This is a genomic window from Octadecabacter temperatus (assembly GCF_001187845.1).
Classification (GTDB): Bacteria; Pseudomonadota; Alphaproteobacteria; order Rhodobacterales; family Rhodobacteraceae; genus Octadecabacter; species Octadecabacter temperatus.
Window position 1 is genome coordinate 2,326,886 of sequence record NZ_CP012160.1, and the last position, 19,171, is coordinate 2,346,056.

Genomic DNA, 19,171 nt, shown 5'->3' on the forward strand with positions numbered 1-19,171 from the left:
CGAGGCTTGCAACACCCTCGATGGCGGTTCATTTTCCGCCGCATGGCTAAACTTTATTTCAACTACTCAACGATGAACGCTGGCAAATCGACTGTTTTGCTCCAAGCGGCGCATAACTATGCCGAACGCGGCATGCAGACCTACCTGCTTACGGCGCAATTCGACAACCGCGCGGGCGAAGGACGAATCGCCAGTCGGATCGGGATTGGCGAAGCAGCAGATACGTTTTCCATCAGCGATGATCTTTTCCGCAAAATCGAGGGCCGCCTTGGCAAAGGCCCTTGCGCTTGCGTGTTTATCGACGAGGCACAGTTCCTGAGTTCCGATCAAGTCTGGCAGCTTGCCCGCGCGGTTGATGACCTTGGCGTTCCGGTCATGGCATACGGTCTGCGTGTTGATTTCCAAGGAGAGCTATTCCCCGGCTCTGCAACGCTTCTCGCGCTGGCTGATGAAATGCGCGAAGTCAGGACTATCTGTTTTTGCGGTAAAAAAGCCACGATGGTGGTGCGCAAAGATGCGAATGGCGATGTGGTTACCGGCGGCAATCAAGTTCAGATTGGGGGCAACGAGTCCTACGTCAGCCTGTGCCGCCGTCATTGGCGCGAAGCGATGGACGATGGCGACGACACGTTGGTTTAAGATCACCCTAATTGCACTTTGCAGCCTTGCGATTTGTGCCGCCGCGGCTTTCGCCTACGTCATTTGGACCATAGGCGACTCCTCTTGGAAACTTTCAGGAATGGATGATGCGCATTTGGCCGCGCGTGACGAATTTAAAGCCTCACTTAGTACGCAAACTTGCCTGACACGCGAAACCATTATCGAGGAAGCAAATCGGCGCGATTGGCCTGTAAGAGACCAGTCAGATTTCTTCTGGTGCCACGCCCCAACAGGTCTTTCAAATTGGTTGCGCGTCCAAGTCGAACCCTCACTCCTCATGTCCACAGAAGACGAGAACGCGGCCTTCTACGGGTTTGATAGCGACGGTTGTTCAGTCGATTGGTCTTACGCTAGTGGCGAAGGCACGACCTGTCCCAACTAGCCACCCCCCGCCTTCTTTGGCTCGTAAATACTCAAAACGCCCAAGCCAGCCTAGTTCACCCGCTGCGGTGGGTTACCGCCGTCCCGCCACACAATGATGTTATCAAGCGCCATTTGCCCCATCGCTTGACGGGTTTCTTGCGTGGCTGACCCAAGATGCGGCAGCAGAACACAGTTTTCCATGGCACGCAGACGTTCAGGCACAAACGGCTCGTTCTCATAAACATCAAGCCCGGCACCAGCGATAGCACCCTTCTCGAGTGCATCGATCAACGCGTTCTCATCCACGACTTCGCCGCGAGAAATGTTAATGAAAATGCCTGTCGGCTTCATCGCCGCAATCGCAGCCGCATCAATCAGTTTCATTGTCTCTGCGCCCCCTGGGGTCGCAACGACAACGAAATCCGCCTCCGTCATTACGGCATTCAAGTCATCCAACTGCAGTGCGGCAACTTTCGTCGATTTCGGGGACCGGTTGTGGAACACCACTTTCATCCCAAATCCGTAGTGGCAGCGTTCTGCAATCGCCTGACCGATCCGCCCCATCCCAACGATGCCAAGCGTTTTGCCGGTAACATGGGTGCCAAGTAGTCCTTTAACATCGAAACCGCCCCAAGCGCCACTGCGCACCATACGTTCACCCTCGCCCGCACGTCGCGCCGTGGCCAACAACAACGTCAGGGCGATGTCGGCGGTTGCGTCCGTCAGGACATCCGGTGTGTTGGACACGATCACGTCCGCCGCCGCAGCAGCATCCGCATCGATATGGTTATAGCCAACGCCAAAGTTCCCGATCATCTTGCAGCGAATGTCACCACCAAAGGCTTCAGCCGTGAATGCATCGCCTAAGGTTGGCAAAATCGCGTCATACTCTGCCAATGCCAGTGCTGCTTGCTCTACGGACAGCGCCCCGCCCTCATGCAGGGTCACATCGAACGTTTTTTGCGCTTGTTCCAAAACTGGGGTCGCGATTGGGCGGGTGATCAATAGTTTCTTCAGCACATTCGCGCTCCTAATGGGATTTCTTTATCCGGTGCGATCAGGACAACGCCGGTGTCGTCGTAAGCGCCCAATATTAAGACTTCGGACATAAACTTGCCGATCTGGCGTGGTGGAAAGTTGATCACGCCCATGACTTGCCGCCCGACAAGCGAGTCAGGAGAGTAGTGGTCGGTAATTTGGGCCGAAGTCTTACGCTCGCCAATCTCATCTCCGAAATCTACCCACATCTTAATCGCGGGTTTGCGGGCCTCTGGATAAGGTTCTGCGCGGGTCACGCGACCAACGCGGATGTCGACCTTCATGAAATCGTCAAAGGTAATGTCGCTCATTTCCCCAACTCCCGACTGCGATCTGCGGCGGCTTTTACAGCGCGGCGTAGCAATTTCGGAAAGCCGGTTTCAGCCTCCATCAAGACCTCAAGCGCTGCTTGGGTCGTACCATTGGGTGAGGTCACGTTAATACGCAATTGCTCGGGTTCATCTTCTGCGTCCTCGGCCAATTGCCCAGCACCACCAACCGTTGCCTTGGCCAATTTCATTGCCAATTCTGCTGGCAACCCTTCGGCTTCCCCTGCCGCTGCGAGTGTTTCAACAAGGTGGAACACATAGGCCGGACCGGAGCCAGACACAGCCGTGACCGCATCCATTTGGTCCTCATCATCCAAACGCACGACCTGACCAACCGCGCTTAGCAACGCGTCCGCGAGGTCCATTTGCACATCGCTGGTATGTTCATTGCCGACAATCGCCGTAATCCCGCGCCCGATGGCCGCAGGTGTGTTTGGCATAGCGCGAATAATCGGGCTTTGCGCACCGAGGGCATCAGCAAACGTGGCAATCGATGTGCCCGCTGCAACTGACAAGAACACGGTCTCACCGTTGCCTAACGCCTTCATTGACGGCAATGCCTCGCCCATCATCTGTGGCTTAACTGCGATCAAGGCAACCGCGGGCACCTCAGGCACACCTTCGTTAATATGCACGCCCGTGCTTTTCAACCACTCGGACGGATACGGATCCAACACCCAAACCGCAGAGGGCGAAAGCCCGTTCGCCAACCAGCCCGCCAACATTGCGGACCCCATTTTACCGCACCCCAGCAAAACCATGCCGTGTGTTTCGATTGATGCCAGTGACATGAAAAACCCCCACCTGTTTGCGCGGATCGTAGGGCGCGCCAAGCGGGGGTTCAAGCGATAGTCGGTAACTGTTTACGCGCGACCGTAGGCTTCCGTTATCGCGACCTGTAATGCGTCTGCAGGTTTGCGTTCAGCCCATGTGACGAGTTGAAACGCTGGGTAGAAACGTTCAGCTGAAAGGACCGCCGCGTTAATCATCGTGTCGATCTGTTCTGGTCCGGCAACCTGCTCACCTGCAAGCACCAAGCCATAGCGGTAAACCATCAGCTTTTGTTCAGCCCAGAAGGTAAACGCGCCCGCCCAACACATGTCGTTGGTCAGGTTTAGGCATTCATAAAGTTCTGCCATGCGATCCGCAGGTGGTTCCATTTCAAACGTACAAATCAGACGTAGGGTTTGGTCATACGCTGACCATGCAAGCGTAATGGCATAGGTGCGCCACTGGCCTTCGATTTGAAACGCGATTTGGTCGTCGTGGATGCGATCAAATTCCCACGCGTGATGTTCCGCAATGTGCTCGACCAAGTCGATGGGATGCGTGTCGTCGCCGTTTTCAAAGTGCTCGATGAGTGCCATGCGATGTAGCCTCCTGTCCAATCCAGAGCGCCTTGGCAGAGGCTATATCTGGTGTACTGCTCAATGGGAAAGGATACATAGCCCCTTCCTTACTACATATCGTGCGGTCTGGAGGGGCATTCTGTAAACCCTTTTCTTGGGGATAAGCAGGGTTTCGGCACAAAAATCAGGGGATAAGCTTCGTTTTCAGGTGAAACTGTTAACCTTTGTCCTGATTCTGAAGCGTATTAGGAAGCTATTCGGGTTTTGGGCTGCCACCAAAGAGCCCCGTCAGCGCGCGTTTCACAAGAGACGTCACCGAAGGTTTGGATTCCGCCACAAAGCCCATTGGACGACACACCTCCATCGCGGCGACGCCGACCCGCGCGGTAAGCGCGCCATTGATTACGCCTTCGCCAAAACGACGCGAAACCTTGGACAACACGCCACCACCGGCAACGGATCCAATCAAATCATCACCAACCGCAACCGCGCCCGTCGCCACAAGATGTGACAGAACCTGTTTCGTAAGCCGCCACGACCCCAACGTGCCAGATCGCCCGCCATAGATTTCAGCGATCCGTCGGATCATTCGCATATTAGCCGTCAGGGCCGTGAACACATCCGCCAGAGCCAGTGGAACAATCGCAGTCACAGTTGCGACTTGCCGCGCTGCTACTTCAACTTCTAGGCGGGCACGGGCATCAAGCGGGGACAGAATCGTGGTTTCCGCCAAGCCCAACAGTCCATCAGTATCCAGAACATCACCCTGCCGTTCCGCGAACGCTTCGCGACCCCATTGGGTATCATCACGCCCACGATAAAGTGCCGTAATTTGCGCTGTGACTTCGCGTGCGCGGCTTAAATTGTGATCCGACAAAGCCTCAGCCGCGCCGAGCTGAATGCGATCCACACGACGCAAGCGCCCGAAGGCCGCCAATTCGCGCAACGCAATAAGCAACAAAACAGCGCAGAAAAGACCTACAAGACCAACCGCGATCCAACCCAAAATCGGGGACCGTGCAAGTAGCCCAGTGACAAAATCCCACACCGCAACACCGACGAAAAACCCCACAAGCGAGACCAGCAAACCCCAAAACCAACGTGCCAATCGGTTTGGGCGCTTGGCGGCCATGCTCGCAACGCGCTGCATGGCGGCGGGGGTTGCAGCAACGTCCAACTCAGGAACGGGCGGCGCAGTAGACGGCGTAACGTCATCATTGTCTTCAAGGTCAAAAAGAACCGGACCGTTTGTCATAACTTGTCCCCCAACAAAAATTGCGTTGCGCGATCAAGTCGGATGTGAGGTGGCCCGTCCCCCGGTTTCAGGGTCAGCGGCGCGGGTGCAAAACGCATCACTTCGTAATCCGCATCGAGCCAGTTTTCAGCGCCCGATCGGGCGGGCCCCAGCAAATGGGCAGGATCACTGGGGAGCGTACCGGGATAGAACGCTGCCTGTTTATCCGCATCCAAAAGTTGACCACGCACAACACCAAGGTTCGCGCCATTATGGTTGCGGGTATCCTCAACCGTAGTGCGCAACGCGGCAATGGACATCGCGTTTGTCGTAGCACCTGAAAACTCAGCGCGGTCTTGCGCGTCGCGTAGCAAGGCCTGCGTTATGGCCGTCAGTTGCGGATGTTGTTGGTGGTGCAGGTGGTCCGCTTTTGTCGCGGCGAAAAGGATCTTGTCGATACGACGGCCCTGGAACAATTGACTAAGAAAACTGTTCCGCCCCGGTCGGAATGCCCCCAGAATATCGCCCATCGCGCGGCGCATATCCTCAACCGCTTGCGGGCCAGCATGAATCGCACCCAACACATCCACCAAGACAATCTGGCGGTCTATCTTGGCGAAGTGATCGCGAAAGAACGGGCGGACAACGTTTTTCTTGTAACTCTCAAAGCGACGCTCAAATTCTCGCCAAAGCGATTTACGTGCCGGCTTATCAACAAGCGGTAGCGGCGCGAAGGTCAGCACGGGTGACCCTTCCAGTTCACCGGGCAGCAAGAACCGCCCCGGCGTGCAGTCTGAAAACCCGGCTTCGCGGGCGGTATTCAAATGCGCCGTAAAAGATGCCGCGAGAGCTTGCGCTTGCGGTTCTTCAAACCCGCTTGCAGGGTCACAGGACGCAAGTTCAGCTGTGAACGCTTCGGAAGCGGGGCGGGTCGGTAGACGCGACAGAACTTCGGCCGACCATGTCGCAAAGTCTTTGTCCAAAAGGGACAGATCCAACAGCCACTCACCAGGGTAGTCCACAATATCCAAATGCACCGTGCGCGGCCCCTGTAGCCCGCTGAAGAACCCGCTGGGCTTCACTTTCAGCGACAAACGCAGCTCAGATATACGCTGCGTGCCTTCCGGCCAGAACGGTTGTTTCGCCGTCAGGGCGGCAAGATGGTTCTCGTAGTCAAAGCGCGGCACAGTATCGTCCGGCTGCGGCTGCAAGTATACCGTTTCGATACGCCCAGACGCCGCCGCCTGAAGCTGCGGCATGCGCCCACGGTTCAACAGGTTCGCCACCAAGGACGTGATAAACACCGTCTTTCCTGCTCGGCTTAATCCAGTCACCCCAAGGCGGATCACCGGATCAGTAAACGGGGCCGATAGCGTGTCTGTCACAGCACCAACGCTGCGCGTGATCGTGTCGGCTACGGTTGTGATCACCACGCTTTGGTACCTTTCGAAAACTTGTCCCCGTTAAGATAAGCGCCGCGCCTCACGATGTGTAGGGATTGATTTCACGCGATTGTCCCCCTAAGCCGCCCTTATGCCCCGTTATGCCCTCAAAATCGAATATGACGGCCAGCCCTATTGTGGTTGGCAACGCCAGCCGAACCTGTCCACAGTTCAGGGCGCGATTGAGGACGCTTTGGCGAAGCTGGAACCACGTGAACACGCGATTACGGCGGCGGGACGAACGGATACGGGTGTTCATGCGACGGGCCAAGTAGCGCATTGCGATATGGAAAAGGATTGGGAGCCTTTCCGTTTGTTTGAAGCGCTGAATTACCACCTCAAGCCAGCTCCAGTCGCGATTTCAGCCTGCGTGCGGGTTTCAGAAGACTGGCATGCACGGTTTTCCGCGCTTGAACGGCGGTATTTGTTCCGCCTCGTCAGCCGCCGTGCGCCGCTGGTTTTGGAAACTGGAAAAATCTGGCAAGTGCGCCAAAAGCTTGATCTTGCGGCGATGCAAGAGGGGGCGAACCGCCTGTTGGGGCGTCATGACTTCACAACCTTTCGATCTACAATTTGTCAGGCGAACAGCCCGATGCGCACCCTTGATACGCTGGACATTGAACAAATCGAACGCGACGACGGCGCACAAGAATTCCGCTTTCACGTACGTGCGCGGTCCTTCTTGCACAATCAGGTACGCAGCTTTGTGGGAACACTGGAACGTGTCGGTGCCGGATCGTGGACCCCCGATGACGTGACTGCGGCGTTAGAAGCAAAAGACAGAAACCGTTGCGGGCCCGTATGCCCTCCGCAAGGATTATACCTCGCGCAAGTGGGTTATCCTGAAGACCCGTTCGCCTAGTCGTTATCGGTAAGTCCGGCCCCTGCCCCACCAGCACGCGAGCTTTCGGTTTCGGGAACGTGGGTTTTTACAGCAAGATCATGCAAATGCGTGGATAAGTCCGGCGGGATTATCCGGCGACCAAGCGGTGCATGATCAGCAGTCGCGCGTTCTTCGAACCGATGGAACGTGGCGCCATTAGATGTCGCGTCCCACACGAGCGTTTTACCGTAATGAACCTCGGCGCGGGTGGCATATGCTGCGATCAATGCAGCGTCGGCTTCAACGGTGACAGGCCCATTGCTTGCGGTGACGGCATCCAATGCTTGGGGGATTGCAAACGCAGCGCCACCATTTGAACAGGGACAGGCCGTAAGTTTATCAAGGTCCAAATACGCAGCCGCCATTGCCAAGTCTTCGGCCAAACCAAGTGGCAAACCACCGCCGCGGGCGGCTTTCAATACCAGTGCTTCGATCTCATTGGCGGATTTTTCTTGTGCGTCACTCATGATGCAAACACCGGAAGCCACCAATCATCGGCGTCACTCAATTCATCGTGCAACGGTGCACCTTGGCACAAGGTGATCCGCGTCCAACGGTCTGATTTTGGGTCAAATTTCGCGGCACCAAAAAACGCGAGCTTACAGCGTAACATGTCTATCGGCAGACAGGTGTCCGCGATTAGGTTGTCCCTTATTTCCGCAAACGGAGCACCATCCAACGACTGAACGCGGCGCATAGCGGCGCGGTGCTCGGGATGGAGCGAAAGGAACTCAGCAACGGTTCCATCTTCAGGCAAATCACGCGCCAAACATGCGACTTGGCGCGCAATATCAAGCGGGCTTTCAAGCTCAGCACCCTGTTCTTCATGGCGTAGGCCAAGGCGCGGTTCGGCCTTCGCCTCAGAGACATACCAAAACTGATGACAGGCATCAGGCGCATCATAATCGCAATGCGCCCACGCCCAGTCTCGCGCAATCAATGCGTCAACTTCAGCGCAGGTCATGCCTGCATCCAAAGTCACACGACGTTCGGTCGCCATTGCGTCAACCAGATCATCCACCAAGTCGCCAAACGGCTCAATCAACAACGCGGCGAGGCATTCTTGTGTATCCACCGAGAAATCCCTCGTCGCTTGCCAAAGCTGTTCAAGCGGCTGGTGCGACGTCATCAAATCCGGCGTCATCATCGCTGCAACCTTAGGCCATTCGCTGCGCATTCGATCAATTCGCACCTGACCGATTGCGTCAGGCACCTGCCATTCCGCCAAATGCTGTGCGGCGCGGATCACCAGTGCGTAAAGCGTATCAATTTGTTCGGCGTTCAACCCTTCAACCGCTCGCACACGGGCCAGCGCCGTTTCGCGTGCTGTAATCCACGCGTTCAAAAGCATCGGATGTGATACAAGAAACGGTGCCATTCCTAGACCTGTAGAATTTCCGATCCCTAGGTGCCTCTTCAAATGCGGTGCAAGTTTCGCACCACCCACGTGTTCCACCAAATCATGGGTAAACCCGCGGATCAGCCAAACCGCCAGCATTTCAGCCGCAAACGATCCCCCCATACCGTCGCGTTCGGCAAAGTCAGCGCGATCCGCGATGCCGAACTTTCCGTTCCCGTAGACGGCGGTGGTTCGCATCAAATACCCTGTGTCGCGCACAAGCGTTTCATCTGGTTGCTGACCTGCGCGCAGCCTTTCAACCGTATGAGCAAACAGGCGAACGGACTTATTTGCGCGACTTAGAACCAGATCACGCGCCGTAAATCGCGCGGCTTCTTGTTTCGGGGCAGTTTCCACGATCCGCGCAATTTCACCTGCATCCGGCACGCCGTCATACAGCACATACGCCGTGTCCCATGCCGTTGCGATCACACGGTCGGTGCGTTGATCCGCGGGTAAATCCGTCGACACTGCGACAAGCGAATAGACATGACCGCCGAAGGTCAATGAATAAACCGCGTGGCCAAACCCGCCCGCGTCCATCTCCCAAACAGGGCGTATGACAATTGTATTTTCAGCAGACAATCGGCGCAATAATACCCGCAGAAACGACAACCTTGTCGGAAAAGACGCCCCCATACGGCGCAGGCGCATCACCTCACTTGGTGGGCGCAGTGGCATCTGGGGTGGGCGTGCGTTGGTGTCCAGCATGCAAACACACTGCCAGAGACCGTTCACCAGTCAATATCTAAATCCGACGACATGGCGTACGAAAACGCCCGCAAAGCTTAGGAATTGTCGGGACCAAAATTCTCATCGTAGAAGCGGAACCAGTTGTCGCCCATGACACCATCAACCTCAGCATCGGACATGCCAACAGCACCTAATCCATCACGGATGTTTCCGAAGTCGCGATTGTCGCCAAACCAGCTTGGCATTGCTGGGAAGCCCGGCGCATCAGCTGATCCTTCGCCGTAATCCATCGCCTTGGACCATCGACCAACGCGCATCCATTCCACGATGCTGTCAGGCTGATCTTGGCAAAGGTCCGTTCCAATCCCGAGGTTTTCCGCCCCGTATCGCGACGCGGCTTCGGCCACCATTTCGCAGAAGCTTTCCAACGTGCAGGCAGAACCATCCTTCAAATGATGCGGATAGACAGAGAACCCCATCATGCCACCACGTGCGACAAGCGGTTTGAACACGTCATCATCGAAATTGCGCAACGCGGGATGCCACCAACTTGGATTCGCATGCGTGATCGCAATCGGCCGCGAAGACGCGTCGATCGCTTCCAAGGTTGAGCGATCCCCTGAATGGCTCATATCAACGACAAGTCCGACGCGGTTCATCTCGGCGATGGCTTGTTTGCCAAATCGGGTTAAGCCAGCGTCATAGTCTTCATAACAACCCGTAGCGAGCAGGGACTGGTTATTATAGGTCAATTGCATAAAGCGGACACCAAGTTGGTGCACGATTTCAATCAGGCCGATGTCATCCTCAATCGGGCTAGGGTTCTGGAAACCAAAGAAAATCGCGGTGCGCCCTGTCGCGCGTGCGGTCGCTACATCTGCAGCAACTGTCCCACGCATGATCAAATCAGGGAACTGTTCGAAACGACGGTTCCAAGCCTCGAGTTGCAGCACCATTTCACGAAAACTCTCGTGATAGGTAATCGTCACATGAACCGCATCAACGCCACCTTCGCGCATCTGGCGAAAGACCTTTTCAGACCAATTGGCGTATTGCAGATTATCAATCAAATATCCCATCTGCGCACCCTGCCCCTACTGCGCAAAAAATACCAGAAAATGTGATCGGCAGAAGCACGCTTAAAGGGGCTTTGCCGTTTCGTTGCGCTTCGGCCTCGGGTATGAAGGACAAAAGACGAGTGTAGAGCGGGTAACATGCGCAATCTGATCACAACATTGGCGCTGACAGCGTGTTTGGCCCCTAACGTCCTAGGGGCCCAAGAAGTGCGTTTGGATGCGCCAAATGCCAGCGATGATTTGCGCACGTCCCTAACGGCGGCATCGTTAAGCCTAGCCCTGTCGCGCGATGGGGCCGTCGCACCGCAGGACTATATCGCTGCCGCACGCGCTGACTATCGCCGCCTTTTAACGGGTTTGTATTCCGAAGGATATTTCGGCGGAACAATTTCTATTCTTGTCGATGGGGTCGAGGCCTCACAGATCGACCCACTGATACCGCGAAATTCCGTGTCCACTGTTGTGCTTTCCGTATCTACGGGTCCGCAATTTACGTTCGGACGCGCCGACATCGCACCACTGGCAAGCGGCACACAATTGCCCGAGGCCTTTAGTACAGGAAACGTCGCCCGCACGGCTGACATCAGTGATGCCGCCAGTGCCGCTGTCAGCGGATGGCGCGATGTTGGGCATCCTTTGGCGGACGTCACAGGACAGAGCATCACCGCACGCCACCCTGATGAGCAGCTAAATGTATCGGTCATCGTTGATCCCGGTCCTGAGCTGACGTTTGGGAACGTCACAGTCTCCGGAAACGAGGCCGTACGCACGGAGCGGGTGCTTGCCATTGCAGGTCTGCCAGCTGGTACGTTTGACCCAGCGATGATCACGCGTGCCGAAACCAACCTGCGCCGCACCGGTGCGTTCAGCTCTGCCGCGATTATCGAAGGGGATACCGCCGAAGGCACCACGTTGCCGTTGACCCTGTCAGTGGTTGAGCAGACACCCCGTCGCGTTGGGGCGGGGATTGAATATTCCACAGTTTCCGGTCTGACACTGTCCGGCTTCTGGTTGCATCGAAACCTATTGGGCGGGGCTGAACGGTTTCGCGTTGATGGGGAGATCACAGGGCTTACGGGCAGTACGGGCGGAATTGACTACGCGCTCGGGGCCACGTTCTTACGGCCTGCAACATTTCGCCAAGACACAGATTTCTACACAAACGCCTACGCCGAACAATTGGACGAACCTTCGTTCTTCCAGCGTGATGCAAGCATTGAAGCCGGTATTATCCGCCGCATCCACGATGATGTGACGCTCGAATTTGGCTTAGGCTATACGGTGGGGGAAATTTCAGATTCACTGGGTGATCGTACCTACAACCTTATCTATGCACCGATTGAAGGAACCATTGATCGCCGCGATGACGCACTCGACCCGAACAGCGGATATTACGCCAACCTTCTTGTTTCCCCATTTGTTGGGCTGAATGGCACCGACAGCGGGTTTCGGATTATCGGTGACGGCCGCGTCTATCGCAGCTTTGGTGAAAACGACGGCGTGACGCTGGCGTTTCGCAGTCAGATAGGTTCGATCGTCGGCGCAGATGCCGCGAGCGTCCCTGCAAGTTATCTGTTTTTCTCCGGTGGCGGCGGCACTGTCCGGGGGCAGCCTTACCAATCGCTTGCGGTTGATCTTGGTGGTGGCAACGAAATCGGCGGAACGTCCTTCTTTGGTGCGCAACTAGAAGCACGCGTTGATGTCACGGACACCATCGGCGTCGTTGGCTTTGTCGACACCGGATTTATCGGTGCGGACGACATCCCATTTGAAAACGGTGATTGGCATTCAGGTGCGGGGCTAGGTCTACGCTACAATACGGGCATCGGTCCTATCCGCCTTGACCTTGCGACGCCAACTTCGGGTGATAGCGCTGGTGAGCGGTTGGAAGTCTATATCGGCATCGGGCAGGCATTCTGATGCGGATCGTCCTTGGCTTAGTATTGGTTGTTTGGGCGGGCTGCGCTTATTCGCAGACCACCGAAGAAGACCGCGACTATATTACGGGTCTCATCGAAGACACCATTTCAAACGACGACATGATCGTCCGCTTGGACAATTTCGAGGGTGCGCTCAGTTCTGAGGCGACAGCGGATGCTATTACAATTGCCGATCCTGATGGGATTTGGCTGCGCCTTGATGGGCTGACGATTGCGTGGAACCGGTCCGCGCTTTTGTCGGGCCGCGTTGAGGTCGAAACCTTGAGTGCCGAGCGCATCGAATTGATCCGCGTTCCTGCCTCAAATGACAGCACGACCGACTTGTCAGACGCACAAGCCACGCCTTTCAGCTTGCCTGAATTACCTGTGTCCATCGATCTTGGCACCGTGTCAGCGGATGAAATTGTACTGCCAGAAGCATTACTGGGCGAACCCATCACGGCGCAATTCGAAGGGTCTTTGGAACTGGGGAATGGCGCTGGAAACGCCGACTTCACATTAGAACGAACTGACGGCAAAACAGGCAACATTTCCGTAGATGCTTCCTTTGAAAACACCACACGTCAACTGACCCTGAACCTATTAGCGCATGAGGGTCAAAACGGAATCGCAGCGCGCCTGCTTAGCCTGCCTGACCGCCCCGCTGTTCGTCTAGAAATCGTCGGTGATGCGCCGCTTGAAAACTTTACAGGTGACATTGCGCTGGCGACAGACGGCGTGGATCGTGTGACCGGAACCGTCGCGTTATCCCGCCCAACGGATAGCGCGGACCAAGATTTCAACATTGCGTTAAACGGTGATTTGCGCCCAATGCTGGCCGACCAGTATGACCCTTTCTTTGGCCCCGAGACGAGCCTTCGCGTCCAAGGAGCCGCCCCCAGCGAAGGCGGCGTGCATCTTTCCAATCTGATCGTCTCTGCCGATCAGATCGTGTTGCGCGGTTCCGCAAGCATCGACGCGCAAGGCTGGCCTCAGACGATAGATCTGCGTGGTCGGCTTGGGTCCGGTGACACCACCCGAGTTTTGCTGCCAATCGCGGGCGACCCGATAGAGGTCAGCGGAATGTCACTGAATGTGCAATATGATGAGGCCGACGGCGACGCGTGGACAGGCGCATTCGATATCACATCGCTGACACGAACCGGCGTTTCTGTTGACGCACTTGCACTTTCAGGTGGCGGTGTAATTTCCCCAAGCATCGACGGATCGCGCGGTCGTTTTTCTGCGGACCTGAACTATGCCGCGCGAGGCCTCGCACTTGATGATGCGGCCTTAAGCGAGGCGATTGGAACAGATATCGAAGGTACGCTGGATGTCGGGCGATTGTCTGACGGCCCTTTTGTGGTGCGTGAACTCACGCTTGATGGAGCGGGAATTCAAGCGTTTGGGTTGGCCTACATAAACGGCCCTGACGATCGGTTCCAAACCCGTGCCGAGCTTTCCGTGACGGCGGATGACTTTAGCCGTTTCGCGGCGCTGATCGACGTAGATTTGTCCGGTAGCGGCGCGGTTGAGCTTTCAGGCACATCGCAGCCATTTGACGGTATTTTCGACATAGACATTGCAGCGCAAACAAATGACCTCGCGGTTGGCATGCCCCAAGTCGATCCGCTTTTGGCGGGCGAAGGAACGCTGGCCTTTCAAGTGGCGCGCGACACCGAGGGCACACGGTTAAGCGACATTCACATTCGCAACGAAGCGGTTGAGGCGTCTGGCGAAGCTGAGATTACAGCGCAATCCGCAACTGCCAATTTCGTCGCACAGATTGCAGACCTGAACATCGTAACGCCTGAACTTTCGGGCCCTGCAACGCTGCGCGCTGATCTGCAAACCGATGCTGAAGGTGTGATTGCGCTGGACGCAAACCTTGCAGCGCCACGTGTAAACGCATCAGCCACCGGTACGGCGTCGCCACTTGACGGCGGGTATGTTTTACAAACCGATGCGACCCTTTCGGTCGATAACCTCAGCGCCTATGGCAACATCATTGGGCAACGCATCGGCGGCGGCTTGTCGCTGGAAATGGACGGCGATTACACGACAACAACTGGTGTGCTGAACGCAGACGTTGCGGCCCGCACACAAGACCTACGCGTTGGACCGACGACGCTTGATCCTGTTTTGGCCGGGCTGGGTCGCGTGTCCGCAAACGTCAGCCTATCCGAGGCACGCCGCCTGCGCGTTGATGCCCTTGATGTCGTGTTTCCAAACCTGACAGCAAACGGGGCGGTCGCGACGTCCGGAAGCGACACCACTGCCAGCCTATCTGTTCGGTTGCGCGATATTGCCCTTCTGGTTTCTGATTTCTCTGGTCCATTAGTTGCGGAAATTTCCGCAAACCAAGATGCAGCGGGCTGGAATGTAACTGGTGATGCAACTGGTCCCGTTGGCACTTCGGCACGAACAACGGGCCGTGTCTCTAACGATGGTCAGCTAGATTTGAACGTCACAGGCTCCGCACCGCTTGCGCTCGCAAATGTGTACATCGACCCACGTCAGATCAACGGTCTGGCCCGGTTTGATCTAACCGTGAACGGCCCCGCCGCCCTTTCATCCGTGCGCGGCCCCGTCACGATCTCTGACACACGCCTTGCTGCACCCAACCTGCGCCAAGCGATCGAAGACCTGAACGGCACCATACAGCTGGCGGGTGGAACCGCGCGCCTTGATCTGTCTGCGGTTCATCCCGACGGCGGCACGCTGGCGCTATCTGGCCCTGTCGACCTTGAACCACCCTATCAAGCCGCCCTCAACGCGCAACTCAACGACATCGTCTTGCGTGATCCAACCTTGTATCGAACAACGGCAACTGGGCAGGTAACCGTAAATGGCCCGCTAACGGGAGGCGCTGAAATCGCCGGAACCATCGACATCGGCGCTACTGAGGTTCAGGTGCCGTCCACGGGCGTGAGCGCGTTGGGCAGCCTGCCAGAGGTCACGCACCTTGGCCCACGACTGGACGTTCAACAAACCCTTGCACGTGCCGGCGTTGGTACCGCGACAACCTCCGAGCAGGAAACCGCTTCTGGCCCCGACTTTCCGATCAATCTGCTTATCCGAGCCCCATCGCGTATTTTCGTTCGCGGTCGTGGGCTGGATGCCGAACTTGGCGGCGAGTTGCGCCTAACAGGGAGCCTTAACAATCTCGTCCCTATTGGTCGATTAGACCTTGTTCGCGGGCGCCTCAGCATCTTAGGCCAGCGCTTTGATCTCGATGAGGGGTACGCGCAGCTTCAAGGGGATTTTTCGCCTTACCTGCGGTTAGTCGCAACGACCGAGGCTGCAACGGGCACCGTGGTCAGCATCATCGTTGAAGGCCCTGCCGACGACATTAATGTGACTTTTGAAAGCACGCCTGAACTACCGCAGGACGAGGTTCTGTCGCAGCTGTTGTTTGGGCGCGATCTGTCGTCCATCAGCCCACTGCAAGCCGTGCAATTGGCCTCTGCTGTGGCAACGCTGGCGGGCACGGGTGGCACTAATGGCGGGATCGTCGGCAATCTGCGTGACGGGCTTGATCTTGATGACTTGGACTTCGTGACAAACGACGACGGAACAGCGGCCGTGCGCGCGGGAAAGTATATCTCGGACAACGTTTATACGGATGTCACCGTTGGCTCGAACGGCACTTCCGAGATCAACATCAATATCGATATCGATCAGAACTTCACCGCACGCGGATCGGTTGCGTCCGATGGTGAAACCAGCGTCGGTATCTTCTTTGAACGAGACTATTAAACGTCGTTAGCTGGGGGACATCCCGCGCAATCGTTCCGAACGTCGCCGCAGCACTTCGATTGTGAACAGCAGCAGAACCGACACTGCAATTAAGATCGTAGCAACGGCCAGAATGGTCGGGCTGATCTGTTCGCGAAGGCCCGTGAACATTTGCCAGGGCAATGTCTTTTGTCCCGCTGACCCGACGAATAGCACCACCACGACTTCATCAAATGACGTGATGAAGGCGAACAATCCACCTGACACAACACCCGGCAGGATGAGCGGCATTTGCACCTTGAAGAACGTCGTAACAGGGTTCGCACCCATGTTGGCCGCGGCACGCGTCAGCGATTGGTCAAACCCGACAAGCGTCGCCGTTACGGTGATAATCACGAACGGGATGCCCAGCGCTGCGTGCGCCAGAACCACGCCCCAATACGTCCCTGTCAAGGTAAACGGCAGTTCGATTTTGCCGAACGGCGTGGGGATGTAGGGGTTGGAGTAGAAGAAATACATGCCCGTCGCGGAAATAATCAATGGAACGATCATCGGCGAAATCAGGATCGCCATGATCGCACGGCGAAACGGCACGTGGGATTGGCTTAGACCAATGGCGGCCAACGTCCCCAAAGACACCGATAGGATCGTCGCCACTGGTGCGATCTTGAGGGAGTTTTTCAGTGCCAATTGCCAATCGGAATTCGTGAAAAAGTCTTCGTAGTGTTTGGTCGAATACCCATCTGGGTCAAACGCCAACATTTCCGGCGTGAACGTGAAAAAGTCCTGCGCGTTGAACGACAGCGGGATGATGACCAAGATCGGGGCGATCAGAAAGAAAAAGATCAACCCGCAAATGATACGGAAACTGTAGTGCCAAATGCGTTGGCCGCGTGTTGCGTATGGTGGCAATGAAGACATCAGATTAGCCCCCCAATTTCACGTTATCGATGCCGACGATCTTATCGTACATCCAGTAAAGCATCATCACGACCGCCAGCAGAATTGTGCCCAGCGCCGCAGCCAGACCCCAGTTCAGAGAGCTGGAAATATGGTAGGCAATCCGGTTTGAGATGAAGACACCCTTGGTGCCGCCAACCAGTTCAGGCGTGATGTAGTAACCAATCGACAAGATGAACACGAGGATACAGCCCGCGCCAATGCCCGGAACAGACTGCGGGAAATAAACCCGCCAAAAGGCAGTCCAGTTCGTCGCGCCAAGTGACTTCGCGGCGCGAAGGTAGCTAGGCGGGATTGTTTTCATCACGGAATACAGTGGCAAAATCATGAACGGCAAAAGGATATGCGTCATCGCGATGACCGTACCAGTTTGATTGTTGATCAGCGCCAAACGCTCAAAACCTTGGGCTGCCCATGCGAAATAGATCGCATCCGCACCGCCCCAGATATTGTTGAATAGGTTCCACACCCATGTGAGCGCATTCGCGATCGCGTAAAACGCGTTCAATAGCGTGTTGAACACCGGATCGAGGAACTTACCGACAGCCGTAGAATGATACCAAACCAGCGTATCGTTGATCACACCCTGCTGTTGCAGCAGCACTTTCCAAGCGGAGGTACGCACCAGAAGCGACGTCCAAAACGGAAGCAACACAAGGATCATCAGCATGTTGGCTTTGCGATCCGGCAGGTTCGCCAGCAACCACGCAATCGGATATCCCAGCAGCACACACATGCCCATGATCGACAGCGACATGATCATGGTACGAATGAACAATACGATATAGATCTGTTCATTTTCTGGGCGCCATTCAGGGCCATCGAGGCCCTTTTGCATGTCGATCGAGTTCAGAAAGTAACCGTTGGTGTAGGCAGGTGCATAGGTTTGGATCGTCGTCCAAACATCAGCGTCGCCCCAGTCCTCATCAATATCGAGGAACATCGCTTTCGGGTCATCCAATGTGACTCCAGCCAATGCACCCGCTGCTTCGTTCAGGATCTGCGAACGCCCATCCGACGCGCCTGCGTCAAGCGAACCATCAGGCAATTCCTGTGCGAGGACGTGAAACAGAATGGGCCACGGTCTTTCACCGAGCGGATTGTCATCCTCGCTGATGGTTTGCGCGACATAGGACGCATAAAGCGAAGTCGTACCTGGGAAAGCACTGGCAAAGTCTCCGTTTGCATCGAACGTTGGCGCGGCTTCGCGGGTCAGCGCATCTTGGCCGTCCCACTCATTGATCGCGTCAATCCAATCGGGCGTACCGATCAGCATGCCAAACGTATCGCGCTCTCCCCAAATATCGTTTGTATCTTCAAGGATGTCCTGCGGCGTTTCGCCGATTTCATCAACGCCACGACCCGTCTTACGAAACAGTGACGAAATCCCCGTTTGCTCATAGTTCAAACGGCTTCCAAGCCGGGTGTGCGCCTTTGCTTCAACGGCAACGGCCAGATCACGGGCCAATGCTTCGAACACGATATCATCCGGCGCGCCTTCACCATCCCAATCGGGAAGCAATGTCGCGGTGCGGGGCAATGTTTCAGAGACGATCTGGTTCTCAACAGATCGGAACAACATATCGGCGATCGGCATCACGAAAGACACCAAAATGAAAATCAGCAGCGGAGCGATCAGCATCAACGCGCGGAGCTTCTGGCGGCGCAACGCGCGGTTCAGGGACGCCTTTAGCGGTCGTCCATCTGCTGCCAAAACTGGGCCTGATGTTGCATCAGTCATTCGTATCCCTCCACAAGGACGATCATACTGTCAGCATTGGCATGGCGGATCTTGAGAACATCTTGATACGCAGGCGAATGGTAAAAATCTTGAGCAGCTTGATAGCTGTCGAATTCGAAAACGACGTGGCGCGAATATTGCGGCCCTTCCGCGTTTTCGGCTTCTCCACCGCGGATCAGAATGCGTGCGCCAGCGGCTTCAAACATCGGCGTGTCGAGTTTCACATACTCTTTGTATGCTTCCTCGTTGGTCACAGTGATGTGCCCGATGATGTATCCCTTGGCCATGCGCGGCATCCTACTTTCGGTGGTCGTTTGGTCGAAAGGGCGAGCCAAGCGGCCCGCCCT

General features: G+C 56.0%; 17 protein-coding genes. 5 read left to right on the forward strand and 12 right to left on the reverse strand.

What is annotated here, in order from left to right:
- Positions 1-42 precede the first annotated feature (42 nt).
- On the forward strand, positions 43-639 hold the full coding sequence (locus OSB_RS11710) for a thymidine kinase (protein WP_049835178.1): 597 nt from the start codon (positions 43-45) through the stop codon (positions 637-639).
- Complete coding sequence (locus OSB_RS11715; protein WP_049835179.1) at positions 617-1,042, forward strand: hypothetical protein; 426 nt, start codon at positions 617-619, stop codon at positions 1,040-1,042. The genes OSB_RS11710 and OSB_RS11715 overlap by 23 nt, the downstream gene beginning before the upstream one ends.
- Before the next feature lie 50 nt (positions 1,043-1,092).
- On the opposite strand, the gene OSB_RS11720 is transcribed toward OSB_RS11715, so the two are convergent.
- The 6 genes from OSB_RS11720 to OSB_RS11745 form a co-directional block, all read right to left on the reverse strand.
- Positions 1,093-2,043, reverse strand: coding sequence for a 2-hydroxyacid dehydrogenase (locus OSB_RS11720; RefSeq protein WP_049835180.1), 951 nt, complete (start codon positions 2,041-2,043; stop codon positions 1,093-1,095).
- Positions 2,037-2,372 (reverse strand): tRNA-binding protein, encoded by a 336-nt coding sequence (locus OSB_RS11725; RefSeq protein ID WP_049835181.1) that lies wholly within the window; start codon positions 2,370-2,372, stop codon positions 2,037-2,039. The genes OSB_RS11720 and OSB_RS11725 overlap by 7 nt, the downstream gene beginning before the upstream one ends.
- Positions 2,369-3,181, reverse strand: coding sequence for a pyrroline-5-carboxylate reductase (gene proC, locus OSB_RS11730; RefSeq protein WP_049835182.1), 813 nt, complete (start codon positions 3,179-3,181; stop codon positions 2,369-2,371). The genes OSB_RS11725 and proC overlap by 4 nt, the downstream gene beginning before the upstream one ends.
- Before the next feature lie 72 nt (positions 3,182-3,253).
- Positions 3,254-3,757, reverse strand: coding sequence for a type III secretion system chaperone family protein (locus OSB_RS11735; protein ID WP_049835183.1), 504 nt, complete (start codon positions 3,755-3,757; stop codon positions 3,254-3,256).
- Positions 3,758-3,992: 235 nt separating this feature from the next.
- Entirely contained in the window at positions 3,993-4,994 is a 1,002-nt protein-coding gene (locus OSB_RS11740) for a YcjF family protein (RefSeq protein WP_049835184.1), read from the reverse strand.
- The gene (locus tag OSB_RS11745) at positions 4,991-6,406 is read right to left on the reverse strand and encodes a YcjX family GTP-binding protein (protein WP_049835185.1); all 1,416 of its coding nucleotides are present in this window, start codon (positions 6,404-6,406) and stop codon (positions 4,991-4,993) included. The genes OSB_RS11740 and OSB_RS11745 overlap by 4 nt, the downstream gene beginning before the upstream one ends.
- A 100-nt stretch (positions 6,407-6,506) precedes the next feature.
- Between OSB_RS11745 and truA the strand changes: the two genes are divergently transcribed.
- Complete coding sequence (gene truA / locus OSB_RS11750) at positions 6,507-7,277, forward strand: tRNA pseudouridine(38-40) synthase TruA (protein ID WP_049835186.1); 771 nt, start codon at positions 6,507-6,509, stop codon at positions 7,275-7,277.
- Here the strand turns inward: truA and OSB_RS11755 are convergent.
- The 3 genes from OSB_RS11755 to OSB_RS11765 form a co-directional block, all read right to left on the reverse strand.
- Positions 7,274-7,765: a DUF3726 domain-containing protein gene (locus tag OSB_RS11755; protein ID WP_049835187.1), complete on the reverse strand. Its 492-nt coding sequence runs from the start codon at positions 7,763-7,765 to the stop codon at positions 7,274-7,276. The genes truA and OSB_RS11755 overlap by 4 nt on opposite strands.
- Positions 7,762-9,408 (reverse strand): hypothetical protein, encoded by a 1,647-nt coding sequence (locus OSB_RS11760; protein ID WP_049835188.1) that lies wholly within the window; start codon positions 9,406-9,408, stop codon positions 7,762-7,764. The genes OSB_RS11755 and OSB_RS11760 overlap by 4 nt, the downstream gene beginning before the upstream one ends.
- 77 nt (positions 9,409-9,485) lie before the next feature.
- Positions 9,486-10,469: a membrane dipeptidase gene (locus tag OSB_RS11765; RefSeq protein ID WP_049835189.1), complete on the reverse strand. Its 984-nt coding sequence runs from the start codon at positions 10,467-10,469 to the stop codon at positions 9,486-9,488.
- A gap of 135 nt (positions 10,470-10,604) precedes the next feature.
- Here OSB_RS11765 and OSB_RS11770 point away from each other — a divergent pair, with 135 nt between their 5' ends.
- Together OSB_RS11770 and OSB_RS11775 are read left to right on the forward strand one after the other, a co-directional pair.
- Positions 10,605-12,386 carry an autotransporter assembly complex protein TamA gene (locus OSB_RS11770; RefSeq protein ID WP_049835190.1) on the forward strand — a complete coding sequence of 594 codons (1,782 nt, stop codon included), beginning with the start codon at positions 10,605-10,607 and terminating at the stop codon, positions 12,384-12,386.
- Positions 12,386-16,144 carry a translocation/assembly module TamB domain-containing protein gene (locus OSB_RS11775; protein WP_049835191.1) on the forward strand — a complete coding sequence of 1,253 codons (3,759 nt, stop codon included), beginning with the start codon at positions 12,386-12,388 and terminating at the stop codon, positions 16,142-16,144. The genes OSB_RS11770 and OSB_RS11775 overlap by 1 nt, the downstream gene beginning before the upstream one ends.
- A gap of 6 nt (positions 16,145-16,150) precedes the next feature.
- On the opposite strand, the gene OSB_RS11780 is transcribed toward OSB_RS11775, so the two are convergent.
- The 3 genes from OSB_RS11780 to OSB_RS11790 are packed head-to-tail and all read right to left on the reverse strand — an operon-like array spanning position 16,151 to position 19,111.
- Positions 16,151-17,044, reverse strand: coding sequence for an ABC transporter permease (locus OSB_RS11780; RefSeq protein ID WP_049835192.1), 894 nt, complete (start codon positions 17,042-17,044; stop codon positions 16,151-16,153).
- A 4-nt stretch (positions 17,045-17,048) separates the two neighbouring features.
- A complete protein-coding gene (locus tag OSB_RS11785; RefSeq protein ID WP_049835193.1) occupies positions 17,049-18,824 on the reverse strand; it encodes an ABC transporter permease in 1,776 nt (591 codons plus the stop codon).
- On the reverse strand, positions 18,821-19,111 hold the full coding sequence (locus OSB_RS11790) for a DUF1330 domain-containing protein (protein ID WP_049835194.1): 291 nt from the start codon (positions 19,109-19,111) through the stop codon (positions 18,821-18,823). Before OSB_RS11790 ends, OSB_RS11785 begins: the two co-directional genes overlap by 4 nt.
- Positions 19,112-19,171 lie beyond the last annotated feature (60 nt).